General features: G+C 66.7%; 19 protein-coding genes. 6 read left to right on the top strand and 13 right to left on the bottom strand.

Annotated elements, in window-relative coordinates; translation table 11 throughout:
* The first annotated feature begins 237 nt into the window (after positions 1-237).
* Positions 238-1,080 (top strand): hypothetical protein, encoded by an 843-nt coding sequence (locus tag ACFXN1_RS41135; protein ID WP_379436400.1) that lies wholly within the window; start codon positions 238-240, stop codon positions 1,078-1,080.
* A gap of 108 nt (positions 1,081-1,188) precedes the next feature.
* Here the strand turns inward: ACFXN1_RS41135 and ACFXN1_RS41130 are convergent, their stop codons facing one another.
* Positions 1,189-2,415, bottom strand: a complete 1,227-nt coding sequence (locus ACFXN1_RS41130) for a helix-turn-helix domain-containing protein (RefSeq protein WP_379436399.1) — start codon at positions 2,413-2,415, stop codon at positions 1,189-1,191.
* 273 nt (positions 2,416-2,688) lie between these two features.
* Between ACFXN1_RS41130 and ACFXN1_RS41125 the strand changes: the two genes are divergently transcribed.
* The 5 genes from ACFXN1_RS41125 (at position 2,689) to ACFXN1_RS41105 (ending at position 4,595) form a co-directional block, all read left to right on the top strand.
* Complete coding sequence (locus ACFXN1_RS41125; RefSeq protein ID WP_379436398.1) at positions 2,689-2,874, top strand: hypothetical protein; 186 nt, start codon at positions 2,689-2,691, stop codon at positions 2,872-2,874.
* A gap of 379 nt (positions 2,875-3,253) precedes the next feature.
* The gene (locus tag ACFXN1_RS41120; RefSeq protein WP_379436397.1) at positions 3,254-3,487 is read left to right on the top strand and encodes a hypothetical protein; all 234 of its coding nucleotides are present in this window, start codon (positions 3,254-3,256) and stop codon (positions 3,485-3,487) included.
* Positions 3,488-3,580: 93 nt separating this feature from the next.
* Entirely contained in the window at positions 3,581-3,757 is a 177-nt protein-coding gene (locus ACFXN1_RS41115) for a hypothetical protein (protein ID WP_379436396.1), read from the top strand.
* Positions 3,758-4,010: 253 nt separating this feature from the next.
* The gene (locus tag ACFXN1_RS41110; protein WP_379436395.1) at positions 4,011-4,238 is read left to right on the top strand and encodes a hypothetical protein; all 228 of its coding nucleotides are present in this window, start codon (positions 4,011-4,013) and stop codon (positions 4,236-4,238) included.
* 12 nt (positions 4,239-4,250) lie between these two features.
* On the top strand, positions 4,251-4,595 hold the full coding sequence (locus ACFXN1_RS41105) for a hypothetical protein (protein WP_379436394.1): 345 nt from the start codon (positions 4,251-4,253) through the stop codon (positions 4,593-4,595).
* A gap of 82 nt (positions 4,596-4,677) precedes the next feature.
* Here the strand turns inward: ACFXN1_RS41105 and ACFXN1_RS41100 are convergent, their stop codons facing one another.
* The 12 genes from ACFXN1_RS41100 to ACFXN1_RS41045 form a co-directional block, all read right to left on the bottom strand.
* Positions 4,678-5,316: a hypothetical protein gene (locus ACFXN1_RS41100; RefSeq protein ID WP_379436393.1), complete on the bottom strand. Its 639-nt coding sequence runs from the start codon at positions 5,314-5,316 to the stop codon at positions 4,678-4,680.
* Positions 5,313-6,497: a hypothetical protein gene (locus ACFXN1_RS41095; RefSeq protein WP_379436392.1), complete on the bottom strand. Its 1,185-nt coding sequence runs from the start codon at positions 6,495-6,497 to the stop codon at positions 5,313-5,315. The genes ACFXN1_RS41100 and ACFXN1_RS41095 overlap by 4 nt, the downstream gene beginning before the upstream one ends.
* Positions 6,494-6,820 carry a hypothetical protein gene (locus ACFXN1_RS41090; protein WP_379436391.1) on the bottom strand — a complete coding sequence of 109 codons (327 nt, stop codon included), beginning with the start codon at positions 6,818-6,820 and terminating at the stop codon, positions 6,494-6,496. Before ACFXN1_RS41090 ends, ACFXN1_RS41095 begins: the two co-directional genes overlap by 4 nt.
* Positions 6,821-6,883: 63 nt before the next feature.
* On the bottom strand, positions 6,884-8,128 hold the full coding sequence (locus tag ACFXN1_RS41085; protein WP_379436390.1) for a hypothetical protein: 1,245 nt from the start codon (positions 8,126-8,128) through the stop codon (positions 6,884-6,886).
* A complete protein-coding gene (locus ACFXN1_RS41080) occupies positions 8,125-8,460 on the bottom strand; it encodes a hypothetical protein (protein WP_379436389.1) in 336 nt (111 codons plus the stop codon). Before ACFXN1_RS41080 ends, ACFXN1_RS41085 begins: the two co-directional genes overlap by 4 nt.
* A 12-nt stretch (positions 8,461-8,472) precedes the next feature.
* The gene (locus ACFXN1_RS41075; protein ID WP_379436388.1) at positions 8,473-9,111 is read right to left on the bottom strand and encodes a hypothetical protein; all 639 of its coding nucleotides are present in this window, start codon (positions 9,109-9,111) and stop codon (positions 8,473-8,475) included.
* A gap of 2 nt (positions 9,112-9,113) precedes the next feature.
* Positions 9,114-9,419 carry a hypothetical protein gene (locus ACFXN1_RS41070; protein ID WP_379436386.1) on the bottom strand — a complete coding sequence of 102 codons (306 nt, stop codon included), beginning with the start codon at positions 9,417-9,419 and terminating at the stop codon, positions 9,114-9,116.
* The gene (locus ACFXN1_RS41065) at positions 9,416-9,814 is read right to left on the bottom strand and encodes a hypothetical protein (RefSeq protein ID WP_379436384.1); all 399 of its coding nucleotides are present in this window, start codon (positions 9,812-9,814) and stop codon (positions 9,416-9,418) included. Before ACFXN1_RS41065 ends, ACFXN1_RS41070 begins: the two co-directional genes overlap by 4 nt.
* Positions 9,814-10,686, bottom strand: coding sequence for a glycoside hydrolase family 25 protein (locus tag ACFXN1_RS41060; RefSeq protein ID WP_379436383.1), 873 nt, complete (start codon positions 10,684-10,686; stop codon positions 9,814-9,816). The genes ACFXN1_RS41065 and ACFXN1_RS41060 overlap by 1 nt, the downstream gene beginning before the upstream one ends.
* Entirely contained in the window at positions 10,683-11,276 is a 594-nt protein-coding gene (locus ACFXN1_RS41055; RefSeq protein ID WP_379436382.1) for a C39 family peptidase, read from the bottom strand. Before ACFXN1_RS41055 ends, ACFXN1_RS41060 begins: the two co-directional genes overlap by 4 nt.
* 4 nt (positions 11,277-11,280) lie before the next feature.
* Entirely contained in the window at positions 11,281-11,856 is a 576-nt protein-coding gene (locus ACFXN1_RS41050) for a DUF2744 domain-containing protein (RefSeq protein ID WP_379436380.1), read from the bottom strand.
* Positions 11,853-12,836, bottom strand: coding sequence for a hypothetical protein (locus tag ACFXN1_RS41045; protein WP_379436379.1), 984 nt, complete (start codon positions 12,834-12,836; stop codon positions 11,853-11,855). The genes ACFXN1_RS41050 and ACFXN1_RS41045 overlap by 4 nt, the downstream gene beginning before the upstream one ends.
* Positions 12,837-12,962 lie beyond the last annotated feature (126 nt).

Genomic DNA, 12,962 nt, shown 5'->3' with positions numbered 1-12,962 from the left:
CCTCAGCCTTCCAAGCTGATGGTGCGGGTTCGATTCCCGTCACCCGCTCTTTCGTAAAAGGGCCCCTGACCAGCGCAGGGGCCCTTTTCGTATCAAGGATTGATCGGGCCACTGTAGCCAAACCTGTAGCCAATGGCTCTCGATCCGTTTTCGCAGATCAGAAGCCAATTCGGTACCGCCGTACAGTAATTCGGGCGGGCCGATCGCTGATTCCGTTGCCCCCGTGGAGGCTCGACGATGACAACATCGAAACAACCGACAGCCCAGTCCCAGTGGGACGCACATCACAGCACCGCCGTGGCCGCGCTCCAGGCCGCCGTGCTTCACGAGACCGAACACGGACCGCTGGACTTCGGCGCTTTCCTCGCCTCGGCGCTCACCACCGTGGCCGCGAACGTCGGCGGTGTCGACCGCCTCACCGCGGGCCGCTCCGGCAGCTGGGAAGCCGACCACATCCGCAACCTCGCGGGCGGGGAGATGACAGACGCCCAGCGGCTCGCGCCCTACCGGACCGCGCCGGTTGTGGTGCCCCTTAATATCGCCGACCTCATCGACCAGTCCGGCTACTCCGAACCCTACGAGCCCGAACCGGCTGAGCGAGATCGGCTCGTGGCTGATCGCGCCGAGTCATGCGGGATGAGCCCAGGGGAGTTCCTGGCGAAAGCCCGGCACCCGCAGGTGTTCATGCGGTGGGTGCCGCTCATCGCCGAGGGTGCCACCTACGACGGCGAGTACGCGGCGCTCGAAGCCGAGTGGGCGCAGGCCGACGACGCCGATCGGGACGCCGCCGACACCAGATTCGACATCGCGACAGACGCACTCACCGCGAAGTGGGCACGCCGCTACGAGCGGTACGCCGAAACGTTCACCGCGGCCGTGACCGTCAAGGCAGCCGAGCTGGGACTCACCGTGCCCGTGACGGTGCCGACGGTGACCGACCCGGACCGGGCCTGGGAGGCGGCGGACAATCCGGACGTGTGGAGTGGCGACCAGATTGTCGGCATGCTGTGGGAGCACGCTCGCGAGACGACGCCGACTTGTCTATTGACCGAGGACGCTCCAACCGACGGTAAGCCGTAATGGCGCAACCCTCCGCGTCGCGTCAGCGCACAGGTGGGATACTGGGACGCGCGTCGTGCTGGGATCCTCAGGCCAGCGCGGCGCGCCCATGACGGGCAAGGATCGAGCCTAGGCCCGGATTCCGACCTTCCCAGCAAGCTCCCGAACCTCGGCGCGCATCGCTGCCGGGGGCGACGCCACGAGGGTGAGGATCATGTCCCGCGCGAAGCCGTTGTAGCGGATCGTCTCGGGCGCGGTGCGCTCGGCGGCGGTGAGCATCGCCAGTGCGCCAGCGTTCTCGCCGCGCTGGGCGTAGGCGCGCGCCACCTCGATCTGGTGCCGGCCGCGCCGAGGCACGGAAACGATCTGGTTCACGTCGATGGAGCGGGCCGCCTGCAGTGCCTCGCCCGCGCGGCGGAGCTCGACTCCGAGCGTCGTTGCGTGTGCGGCCATGACGGGCTGGCTGAAACTGGTCTGCACATGCCGATAGGTCGGGCCGAGCTGCTGTGCAACCTGATCGGCGGTCTCCCAGTGCGCCCACGCCTCGCCGTACCGGCCGCGCCGGGCGTAGACGTAGGCGATCTCGAATTCCAGCGCCCCAGCGACGCCATGCCAATCGTCGGGCGTTTCCTCGCGGCCGAGGTACGGGGACATCTGGTCGATGGCGTTGCGGGCCAGCCCGATTGCCTCCTCCCAACGCCCGCAGTCGCGCAGCGATTGAACCATGGCCCACGCGCTGCACGCGATCACGTACGGATCGTCGGCTTCATAGCCTTCGTTCATGGCACGGTCGGCGACCAGCCACACCAGTTCGGGCGCAGGCTGATAGGCGACATAGAAGTCGGCGAGCTGGTAGACCCCCGCCAGCGTGCGGCGCCCAGCGCGTCGGTCCTCGCCTGTGCGGGCGGCGGACTGTGCATCACGGATCAAGCCGGGCAGTAGCGCGCCCAACTGCGACCGGTGGTCTGGGCTGGAATGCCGGATGCGCCACGCCTTCCGGAGACGCTCGGCGAGATGGGCGTCGCTGACCGAGCGAGCGCCGGGCATGAGCCGGTAATCGGTCAGCGCGGCCTGGACTGCGGTCAGGGCATTGTGCCGCTCGCCGGAGAATGTGGCCACGGGCACCGCGTGATCGTCGCCGGTGAGCATCGCGAGGTCGTCGAGGCCCAGTGCGCGGGCGATGCGTAGCAGCATGTCGAGACTCGGCGTGCGCTGAATCTTGCCGTTCTCCAGGGCTTTCAGCCACTCGGGCGAGCGCCCTATCTGTGCGGCCAGTAGAGGGCGTGCCATGCCTGCCCGCTCGCGGTGCGACCGGATTCGCTGCCCGATCTTCAAGACGCCGTCTGGACTGTTCATGATGGTTCACCTCTCCACGCGGTTACCACTTTTTCAGCGTAGGGCATGGGGTACGTTCGTACCTGTTGTTCGCATCATTGCTGCATACGGTGGGTTTCGTGGCCAACGGCCACAGGTGGCCCCCGGCGGGATGCTTTGCAACCGTCCTCCCGTCGGCCGGCCACCTCCACTCGCGCAACGGGGTTCCGATGCTGACAATGCCGATCGGCCTGCTCATCGCTGCACTCATCGCGATAACTATTGGCGCCATGTGCCTTCCACGGAGGTGAGGACATGCCGAACATCCACGCTGTCAAGACCAACCACCAGTGGGTAGACGACTGGTGCGAACAGAACCGGATCGATGACATCGACCGGAGACGCGCCGAGGGGATCATGAAAATTCACGCCACATGCACACCGCCCTGCCCGAGAGTGCTTGCCGCGCGCCAGTATCTGGATCGGTATGGATATATCTGACGATTCGTGCCTGTTGTCTGACGGGTTGCTGACACGGAGCGCTGAACCGGGAAGGATCGGGGCGACGCTCCCAGCTGGAAGTATCGCGGCGTTTCAGTGCCGCGAGGGGAGGTCATTCCGAATCATGCGAACACGAAAGACACTGGGTATGAAGCATATTGCGCGAGCTGTGGTGTTAGGCGGAATCGCTGTGGCGGTCGTGGGCCTCGGGGCGGGCCCGGCGAACGCGGGCGAAACCGGGGTCACGCCCGTCGACGGGTAGTGCGGGGTCCAGTTAGCCGATACGAGCCCGCACTAGACCGGGAGGAGTGAGATATAGATGGTATTTCCGAGCTTCAGTCCCAACGAGATTCGCATCTGGCGCGGTCCGATCAACCGATTGACGGAGCGTGAGACTGATCCGGCGCCGCTGCTGGAGATCGATACGATCACCGACAAGGGTAGGACGCTCACTCGCGCCGTGAAGGTCAAGCACATCACTGTCGCCCGTGATCCGGCGCATGGAGGGGAGCGGCGGATCCTGGTTGAGTTCGACCACCACGAGGTGGAGCCACGCTCGTACGCGCCGGACGATGAGGTCACGGCGCATCGATTCATTGTGAACATCCCCTGACCTAGAAGCCAGTAGAGCGCCCCGGCCGAGGTAGGGCCGGGGCGTTCGTCTTCGTTGGTGAGTCGTTCTAGCTGAAAAACCCGGAGGAGGATTGTGACCGAGACACAGGGCCTGGACCGGACAAAGGCCCGCGAACTGTGCTGCAGGATCCAGGACATCGCCGAAGAACTCGGTGTGATTGCTGGACCGCCGGAGCATCCCGCAATCGTCGCGCTGGCGCAGGCGGCGAACGAGATCACCGCGAGCGCGCGACTGTCCGTTGGCGCGTGAGTGACCTCGACGCGACGCGCAAACGACAAATACACCCCAACCGGGAAACGGTTGGGGTGGTTCAGTTTCGGTGCTATGACCGTTCGTGCCGGTTTTCTGACGGGTTGCTGACATTGAGCGTCGCGCCGGGGAGGATCGGGGCGGCGCTCCCAGCTGGAAGCATCGCGGCGTGGCAGTGCCGCGAGGGGAGGTCATTCGAAATCATGCGACACGAAAGACACTGGGTATGAAGCATTGTGTACGGGCTGGCCTCTTGGCCGGCATCGCTGTGGTGGCCATGGGTGTGGGCGTGGGGCCGGCGAATGCTGGTGAGACGCCGACGATCATCGGCCGCAAGGCATGCGAGGACACGGCGAAGATGTATCGCGACATGGGGTATTCCGCGCGCTGCTACCTGATCCATGGCGATCGCTTCTATGTCCAGTTCGACAAGCCGCGCCCGGGCACCCGCCCGTCCACGGGTAGCGCCGGGTCGAGCTAAGCGGAGGGCAACATGATCAACGAACCCAGACACGGACGGCACGCGGAAATTCCCCCAGGCACGCTGACTGGGCCGGGTCCCGAGTTCCACCGTGCTGGACCGGAGCTCGTTTCGAGTAATCCGTTCGACCAGCCGCGGAACCGTCAGCCATTCAATGTTGATACGTCCGCGTTGACCGTCAACGGGCAGCCGGTCTCGCTGCCTCCACATGTTCAGCCTGTCTACGTCGTGCAGGTGCCTCGCGAGCAGATCGCGACAGCGGTATACCGCGGCGTCCTCTCCGCGTTCCTCGTCTTGTTTCTCATCGGCGTAGGCCTCGCGATCCTCATTGGCGTGGTTGTGGCTGCCAGCTCGTAACATCGAGGAGCACCGACTCCTCAGCCCTGAATGCAGCGAAGCGCCCCGACCGTAGCCGGGGCGCTTTGCTGTACTTCAGGTTTCAGATATCGCGACCGGTCCAGCTGTCGATGCCGTAGCCGCGGGTGGGGCTGCCGAACGCGTCGGCTGAGGAGCCGAGGATTCCGAAGTAGCGGGTGGTCGAGTTGATCGGCACAGCAGCGCCGGTGTCGTTCCATGTCGCGATCGCCGTTGTGCCGCCGTTGATGTACACCGAGTACAGGGTGCCCACAGCGGTGAATCGCACGCTGGTCGGCGAGGATATCGTCACGCCTGTCGAGCCGGGTGTGCCCCGATAGGTCGAGGAACCGGCCACGCCGGCGCGGGTGAGGATCCACAGCTTCGTCGATGACAGCAGCACCTCCGTCCACATCGTGCCCGCGGAGTTGCAGCGGGCCATGAGGCCGACGTAGAGGTTGGCGATGTCCGCATTCACGGTGGGCGTGATGAGGACCGCGCTCACGTCGACGTCGTCGGTGATCGGCTGCACCGTATGCCGGTTCGCCCAGAGGATCGTCTGGTTCATCGGGGCGTTCGGGGCTTGGGCTCGCCCGCTCGCGATCGAGAGTCCGGTGCCGGAGTTGCCGAGCGCGACGTAGTTCGCGCCGAGGCTGGAGGCGTCGGCGCGGTTGAAGTCGTCGGTGACGGTCGTCCCGGCGCGGCCGGCCACTACGAACATCATGTGGTGACCGCCTTGAAGCTCACCTGCAGGCCGGTGCCTGCTGGGCTGTCGGGTGTGGTGATGTAGGGGATGATGCGGTCACCGGCCGCGACCGCCCATGGTCCGCCTGCGGTGACGGTCGTATCGGCGGCGTGGTTGGCCGCTGCGATCGTGGATGCGGCGGGCATGCCCGTGTTCGATCCGTTGCGGCGCAGCTCGACCACGAGGTTGCCGGTGCCTGCGGTCTCGCCGCGGATGGTGATCGCCTGGATCGAGATGTTGCGTTCGATGCGGACGCCTTCGGGGATCACGTTGCCCGCACCGGTCGCGCGGGGGCCGGAGTGCGATTTGATGGTGAAGTCGTAGACCTGCCCGGCTGCGGTCGGTGTGCGGGGATCGGAGAGGCGGGTGTCGTCGCCGCGGCATGCGGTCATCGAGGTGGCACCGAACGCGACGGCGAGGGTGCGGTCCGCGGTCAGGTCGCCGCCGCCGGAAAGTCCGGTGCCGGTGGCGATCTGGCGAGAGGTACCGACAGCGCCGATCGCCGTGCGGGCAGCGGGGCCGTCCACAGCCTTGACCACTGCGCGCCCGACGGCGGATGAGTCGGCGATGTCGGTGGCCGGGTGCGTGTGCGTGTCGGGCGGGAAGGTCGACGGCTTGCCCGTGATGTCGCCCCAGGCCGACGATCCGGCCGGGCCGGTATCGCCCTTCGGGCCGGCCGGCCCCTGGATCCCCTGGTCGCCTTTCGGGCCGGTGCCGCCGACCGCGCCGGGCACACCTTGCACGCCCTGCTCGCCGACGGGTCCCTGAACCCCTTGGGGGCCTTGGATTCCCTGCACTCCCTGCGGGCCTTCGATGGGAGTGCCGGCCGCTTCCGCTGGCCATGCGCCCGCCGCGCGACGGTACAGCTTGCCGGCCGCGAGCCAGACCGCGCCGTCGGGAGCCGACGCGGGCAGCTCGGCGTAGGTGGAGACCTGGCCGTCGAGTTGCAGGCCGTCGCCGGGGTCACCCTTCGGTCCGGTCAGGCCGACGTCACCGGTGTCGCCCTTCGGGCCGGGGACGGTGGACGCGGGCCCGGTGTCGCCTTGCGGTCCGGCCGGGCCCGCGGGCCCGGCGGGCCCGGGCGTGGACAGGATGATTCCGCCGGGCCGCGCTGCGGTTTCGATGGTCGTGCCGTTCGGAGATGAGCCGCGCAGGATCATTCGCCTTGCCTCGCAATCCGGCCCAGGGCCAACGGTCGCCCGCCAGCGGTCTCTCCTTGCGGGAGAAACACCAGCTGCCAAATGGTTCCGGCGTCGATCAGGTCAGAGGCGGTCGACTCGACTTTCAGGCTGGCCTGCGAGCCGGTGATCGTGAATGTCCACAGCGTCTTCGTAGGCACGGTGTCGAGCTCGAAGAACAGCGAGCCGGCTGGAAAGTTGATCGGCTGCCGGTTGGCGTCGAGGTGCTCGAAGTAGCATTCGAAGTCGCGGCCGCCAGTGAGCCACACGGTGTCGGATGGCAGCTTGTCGCCGATGTTTGCCATGTGCGTCCCTCCCTTCGGGGCGGGGTCGATGGGAATGCGTGAAAACTGCTGTGCACGTGGCGGTCACACGCGTGTGAGCAGCCGGACGTCATTCCAGGAGTGGGAGTTGCTTCCGCTTCGCCGCGAAACCCGCAGGCCGCCCCACGAATTCGAGGTAGTGACCTTGTTGTTCACATCGGCCATGAGGACGATCTGGCCGTTCACTTCAATCCACGCCGCCTGATTCGTGCAGGCGAACGCGGCCTTCGCACCGTTAGGGACGGTGACTTCAGAGGTTGACATGTAGTCCGTGAACGTCGGGGTCGCGAGTCCGCCGGTGAAGCGTGAGAGGTAGATCGTGCCGGAGAAGAAGTTCGCCGAGAGTCCCTCGCTGCCATCCGGTGTCGCGCGCAGGATCAGGCTCGCGTCCGCTCCGCCGCTGGGCCCGAGGTTGCCGCCGACGATCGCCTCGACGCGCTGGATCCCGGACGTCACGCCGGTATCGCGGAGCAGTCCGTTGCTGGAGTCCGAGCCGCCGGTGACCGACCAGCTGTTGCCGACGATGGACGCGTTGCTGCCCTGCTGCGTCCACCCGTTGCCGGGCGCGCCGTCGGGGCGGTTGAAGTCGTCGTAGTAGACGCTGGACCATGGTGCGACGCTTTGGAAGTCGGACTGTTGATCGAACAGCACGAAATTCTTCATCTCCGACCAGGCCGTGCACTGGTTCAGGAAGTTCATCGCCCGCTTACCCGGTCCCGAAGCGTAGGCGGTTGGCAGCCATTGCTGCAGGAGGGGGGTGCCATTGATGTACGCGCGCACGAGGCGGTCGCGGTCCACCAGAATCGTCATCCGGCACCATGTCCGGTTCATCAGTCCCGATAGCTCGCCGGTCTCGGCCAGGGTCTCGATGGTGTTGAGGTCGTGGTACACCATCACTTTCAGCGTGTTCCCGAGTTGTCCGACGTTGCGGTGAATCGCGATCATCGGCCTGTTCGCCAGGTCGGTAAACGCGACGGATGTCCACGTCGGCGAGATGCACGCTGCCCAGAACTGCTGCTGGACGAGCACAGCGCCGTCACAGTTCAAATCGAATTCACAGCCCCAGTTCTGGGTGAACGGCTGCATTTCGTAGCTCACGCCGCCGAGCTGCATGATCGTTTCGAAGGCGTCCTGGATTTTCAGGACGTTGCCCTCGAGCCACACCGTACGGCCGGTGTTCGTGCGCTTCCACGGTGGCTGGATCGGGTTCTCATTCGGGCGCGAGTGCAGGGCATCCAGGTCGCGCCAGCCCGCCCACGCCCGATTTGTGCGGCGCAGCAGGAAGCTCACGCGCTGCTCTCGGGGGACTCATCGACGGCACCGGAGATCGTCCCGCCGGACTTCGCCAGCCGGGCACGCAGCTGCAACAGCACCGCCCGGTTGCCACGCAACCCCACGGGGTCATCGGCGGAGACCAGCGGACGCAGCGCGTCGGGATCGGTGTTGAATCGCGAGATCGCCGCGTCCACAACGGGTATCGCCTGCTCGGCCGGAGTCATGTCGAACAGCCCGTCCAGCTGGGTGACGCCGAATGCCGCTGCCCACAGGGCTTCTCGGTTCGGCTGGATGAATACTGTTGCGGCGTAGGTTTCGCCATCGGCGAGCACCTCGAATGACTTCACGCGCTGCCCCTTTCAGGCATCGATGTAGACCCCGGCCACGCATATCTGCAGGACGGTCGGCGGAACCGTGCCCGTGATCGAGGTGATGTAGGGAAAGAACCGTTCTTCGTCGAGGACGTTGACGGTGAGGGCCGAGAAATTTCGCCGCGTGACATTCGGGTCGATTACTCCGGTGTGCGCGACGGTGTAGGCCGTGTTCATGTCGTTCCACTTGCGGGTTTCCACGGTGAGGCCGCCGTGCTGCTCCAGGAAAGCGATGTGCACGTCGGTCATGATCGCGAGTCGCCCAGCGCGCACGTTCAGCATCGGCCCCACGAGAAGCTCGTTGGCGCCCAGCAGCACTTCGGCCGACGCCGCCACGAATTCCAGGCTCCATTCGGTCGCTAGCGCGTAGGCGATATCAGCTTTCTCGACGGCGTTGGCGGCGTCATTCGCCGCGGCCTGTGCTTGGGTCAACGCAACATCGGCAGCACCCTTCGCCAGCACAATCGGTTCCCGCACTTGGGAACCCACAGCGTTCTGGGCGCGGGTGTAGGCGGCGATGGTGCCTGCGGCCAGCTGCTGCTGGGTGGTCTCCTTGTTGAGGTCGGATCCGTATTTGCCGCCCACCACGAACGCGCCGTCGGGTGCGGGTATGCCGGGAGTGGTCACGCCTAGACCTCCTCGCGCAGCCGTTCGGGAATCTCAGGCGCCGGCGGGGCGGTCGTGCCGAGGCGGTAGGCAATGGCGGACTCGGCGATATGGCGGGCCTGTACGCGGATGAACCGGACAGCTTCACGGAACAGGCTCTTGGAGCGCTCCAGCTCGGCCTCCAGGTGCCCCACACGGTTGGTGAGATCGGCGATCTGCCGACCCTGCACCTCGACCCGGTGAGCGCGGCGGCGGTCGAGGTAGGTGAAGATCGCGCCCAGGATGGCTACGGCGCCGGTGCACGCCGCGGTGATCAGTTCGGGGCTCACAGGCCACCGCCTCGCCAGCGCATCTGCTCGAGCTGCTTCGCCCGCTTGATGGCCGCGGCCATGCCCGCGGGGTCGGCGGTGATGTTGAAGGTCTGCCCGGTGAGTGCCTGGTCCGCGTCGGCAGGCCGGCCATTGTCGCGCGGCTCGGCCGCCAGCCACGGCACCCACATGGCGAGCGCCAGGTTGACCGCGGGCACGGACATGATTCGGGTGATCGCGGCCGAGATCGCCAGCGCGGTACCGATACCCGCCGCCGTGGTCGGCAGCCCGGACGAGGCGACGATGAACGGCATCGCGGCGGCCAGGCCGACGATGAGCTGAAAGGTGGTGCGCGCCAGGGTCCGCCACGGGTAGCGGACCTGGCTCGCGTTCTCGGGGGCGCTGTGCTGTCCCATCACTTGCCGCCCTGGGTGGTGAATCCCGCGATGCCGAGGTGCTCGCCGATGGCGGCCAGCGCGTTCACGACGGTCCGCCCGCCGAGCTGGGGCCAGCCGCCCCACTGGTGATCCGGGCCGCCCACCTGGTCGCGGATTTCCGCCACCGCGTCCACAAGGGTTTTGCCGCCCAGCTGGTCCCACCCGTTCAGGTCGGGGCCGCGCAGCTGCTTCTGGACGTCCTGTGCCTCACTCATTGGGGTCTCGCTTTCCGCGCTGAACAGCGCATCGAGTTGTGCGGCAGTGCCGCGGAATGCCCACGCATCGATCTGCAGACCGGCGACGCGGGCGCGTTGGGTGAACTGGAGAACGGCGGGGGTGTTGCCGCCGTAGGGGTTCCATCCCGGAGCGGTGTCGCCGGGATAGAGAGCCGAGGCGTAGCCGGGCTGGTCGTCGCCGTAGCTCGAGGCCATCAGCGGCGGGAGGCCGGACAGGTTCGGGCTGCTGATGTAGTCGCGCCAGTACCAGCGCGGCAGGTAGACCACCGCGACGCGGTAGCCGCGCCGGATGAACTCGGCGTGCACGGCACGCAGCACCGTGACGTCTCCGGATCGGTCCTCGTGGTCGAGCATCACGTGCACGGCGCGATCCGGCTCAGCGCGCACGTAGTTGTCCACCTGCGCTTCGGCCGAGGCATTCTCGCGGACATAGTGATAGGCCATGAACCGCAGGCCAGCCCGTCGTGCGCCCGCCTTCTGGGCGGCGTAGGCCGGGCTGGTGTAGTCCGCGCCCTCGGTGGCCTTCGCGATCACGGCCGAGAATCCCTCGCGCGCCACCTGATCCAGGTCGATACCGGCCTGCCAGCCGGAAATGTCGATGCCCCACAACGTCATCGCGCACCGCCGGGGCCGAGCAGCTGCACCAGGTTGTCGCGCCAGATCTCGGCGTCGCCGTGGCCGCCGGCGGTCGGTGCGGCGGCGTAGCCCTTCGGTGCGATCAGGCTCGCCAGCATGCCGACCGACAGCCAGTAATGCTCGATACCACCGAAATTGGCTGGGTCTGCGATGTAGACCGCGCGGGTGTGATCGTCGTAACCCACGGCCGCGATGTAGTGGTAGATCGTCTGATTCGACGGGTAGCCCGGGGGCTGATTGCCAGGCGGCGCAACGATATTCACCACCACGCCGTTGCCGCCATCAATCGAACCCACGATGTCATCCCAGAGCCGATCAACCTGCGCCGCCGAGGGCGGATCGTTCGGAATTTCCACGGTCACGTAGGGCTGGCCGGTGCGCCGGGCGAGTACCGCGGTCACCTGGCCGATCCAGTCGGTTCCGTCGGTGTCGGTGCCGAGCTCGTCGGCCAGCTCCTGTTCGGGCACGTCGATGCCGCGCACGGTCAGGACGATCTGGGTCGAGCCCGGAGCACACCAGTAGCCGGTCTCCTGGGTCGAATACTGGTGCTGCAGAACATGTTCAGACATGGCGTCAGCTCTCCTTTCTGGGGAAGCGCTTCAGGATTCCGTTGCGCGCCTTGCCGTGACGCTCGGCATAGACCACGCGCGCGGCCTCGACCGGGTCGTCGTCGAGGCCGCGCAGGTACGCGCAGACCTCGGTCACCGAGTGGGCGGCGGGGTCGAACCGCGGCGGGGTGTCGATGGCGTCGACCTCGGACGCGCGTGGCCGTGGTTCCTCGGGTTCGTTGATCCGGTAGCCGAGAAACCGCAGCCGCTCGACCTGAGCCTCACGCTCACGCATCGTCATCTGGGCAGGGTCCTGAATCATGATCGGATCGGCCTCGGGGGTGTCGAGCGGAACCCATTGCGCTGCACCGTTGAGCGGGGTCTGCTCGCCGCGGTAGGGGCGCACGTACTTCTTGGTCGCCGCGGTCGGGTCGATGGGTGGGCAGCCGACCTCGGTGAGGTGCCGCGAGATCGCGCGCGCGATCGGTTCGACCAGGATCATCGGCTGCCCGCCGCCGATCGGGATCGCCTGCAGCGCAGGCAAGAACCGCTCTTCCGGGTCGTCGGGGTCGATGTCCTCGAGCCGCCAGATCTTGCTCACAGCATGCCCAGCTCTCGCGCGAGTGCTGCGACTTCTTTGATCATTTCCAGGCCTTTCACGATGGGGTCTTCTTCTTCGCGGTGGCCGACCACGAGGGCGAACAGGGGTGTGCTGTTGCGGTCCCACGAGATCGTGATCTCGGTGATCCGGTCGACGTAGATGACGCCGGCCTGGCCGTGGTCCTTGGTTGTGGTCCCGATGCGGGTGCCCAAGTACGCGTTGCCGTGACCGTTCTGGCCGATCCGCAGACCCTCGTATCCGTCGACCACCGTGATCTGGTGGGTCGTCTGCTCCCTCGTCCGCCACCAGCCGGCCCTCAGCGCGAGCAGGGCCGACAGGGTATAGCCGCGATCTGCGCCGTCACAGAGGGTTTCGTGCAGGTGGCTCCAGCCCGCCCGTGCAGCACGGTCGCGGTCGTGGTGCTTCATGTACGCGAACAGCGTGTCGGTGTAGAGCGGCTTGAGGATGGCGTCGACCGCGCCGCCGATCGGCGGGATGAACAGCGCGGCCGCGACCAAGTCCCCGGCCATGTTCACCGCAGCGGATATGGCCTCGTTCACGCCGTAAGCGGAGTGGCCGCCCGCGACGAATCCGACGTCGGTGGCCCCCCGCCATTTGAACTTGGACGACTTGATGCCGGTGCGGTCGCCGTCGCGCAAGACGATGCCGGGCGCGCGCGAGATGGTGCCCTTGTAGCCGGGCTGGCTGTACTCGGGCGGGAACGTCGGGTCGAGAATCGTTTCCTCGCCGGCGTTGAACCCGTCCGAGTTGATGATCGTGCGGGCCCGGTCGAGGCCGTTGAAAACGTCTCCGCCGAACGATGTTTCGATATCCCAGTTCGACGAATCGACCAGGTCCCAGACCAGCGTGCCGGGCCGCAGGTTCGCGCCGGGCCAGGGCGGCGGGTCGCCCTCGAGATAGCGCCGCGGCAGCCACGTGATCTGTGCGTCAGCCGCAACCGACTTCTGCACGTCGTACATGTATTTGAAGCGCGAGTGGATGATCGCGTTCTGGCTGGTGTCCTCGCCGATGGCGGTCGGCGCGACGACCTGCTGCCAGTTCGACTGGTCCAGGTCCAGCCAGCCCGCCCCGTTCATAGGGTCGGC

The organism is Nocardia sp. NPDC059154, assembly GCF_042755705.1.
Classification (GTDB): Bacteria; Actinomycetota; Actinomycetes; order Mycobacteriales; family Mycobacteriaceae; genus Nocardia.
This window is presented reverse-complemented; position numbering and strand designations above follow the sequence as displayed.

What these genes read in the sequence shown, in the direction of transcription:
- ACFXN1_RS41135 (WP_379436400.1), top strand. Translation starts at nt 238, where the DNA reads ATGACAACATCGAAACAACCGACAGCCCAGTCCCAGTGGGACGCACAT.
- ACFXN1_RS41130 (WP_379436399.1), bottom strand. Translation starts at nt 2,415, where the DNA reads ATGAACAGTCCAGACGGCGTCTTGAAGATCGGGCAGCGAATCCGGTCG.
- ACFXN1_RS41125 (WP_379436398.1), top strand. Translation starts at nt 2,689, where the DNA reads ATGCCGAACATCCACGCTGTCAAGACCAACCACCAGTGGGTAGACGAC.
- ACFXN1_RS41105 (WP_379436394.1), top strand. Translation starts at nt 4,251, where the DNA reads ATGATCAACGAACCCAGACACGGACGGCACGCGGAAATTCCCCCAGGC.
- ACFXN1_RS41100 (WP_379436393.1), bottom strand. Translation starts at nt 5,316, where the DNA reads ATGATGTTCGTAGTGGCCGGCCGCGCCGGGACGACCGTCACCGACGAC.
- ACFXN1_RS41095 (WP_379436392.1), bottom strand. Translation starts at nt 6,497, where the DNA reads ATGATCCTGCGCGGCTCATCTCCGAACGGCACGACCATCGAAACCGCA.
- ACFXN1_RS41090 (WP_379436391.1), bottom strand. Translation starts at nt 6,820, where the DNA reads ATGGCAAACATCGGCGACAAGCTGCCATCCGACACCGTGTGGCTCACT.
- ACFXN1_RS41065 (WP_379436384.1), bottom strand. Translation starts at nt 9,814, where the DNA reads ATGGGACAGCACAGCGCCCCCGAGAACGCGAGCCAGGTCCGCTACCCG.
- ACFXN1_RS41060 (WP_379436383.1), bottom strand. Translation starts at nt 10,686, where the DNA reads ATGACGTTGTGGGGCATCGACATTTCCGGCTGGCAGGCCGGTATCGAC.
- ACFXN1_RS41055 (WP_379436382.1), bottom strand. Translation starts at nt 11,276, where the DNA reads ATGTCTGAACATGTTCTGCAGCACCAGTATTCGACCCAGGAGACCGGC.
- ACFXN1_RS41045 (WP_379436379.1), bottom strand. Translation starts at nt 12,836, where the DNA reads ATGTACGACGTGCAGAAGTCGGTTGCGGCTGACGCACAGATCACGTGG.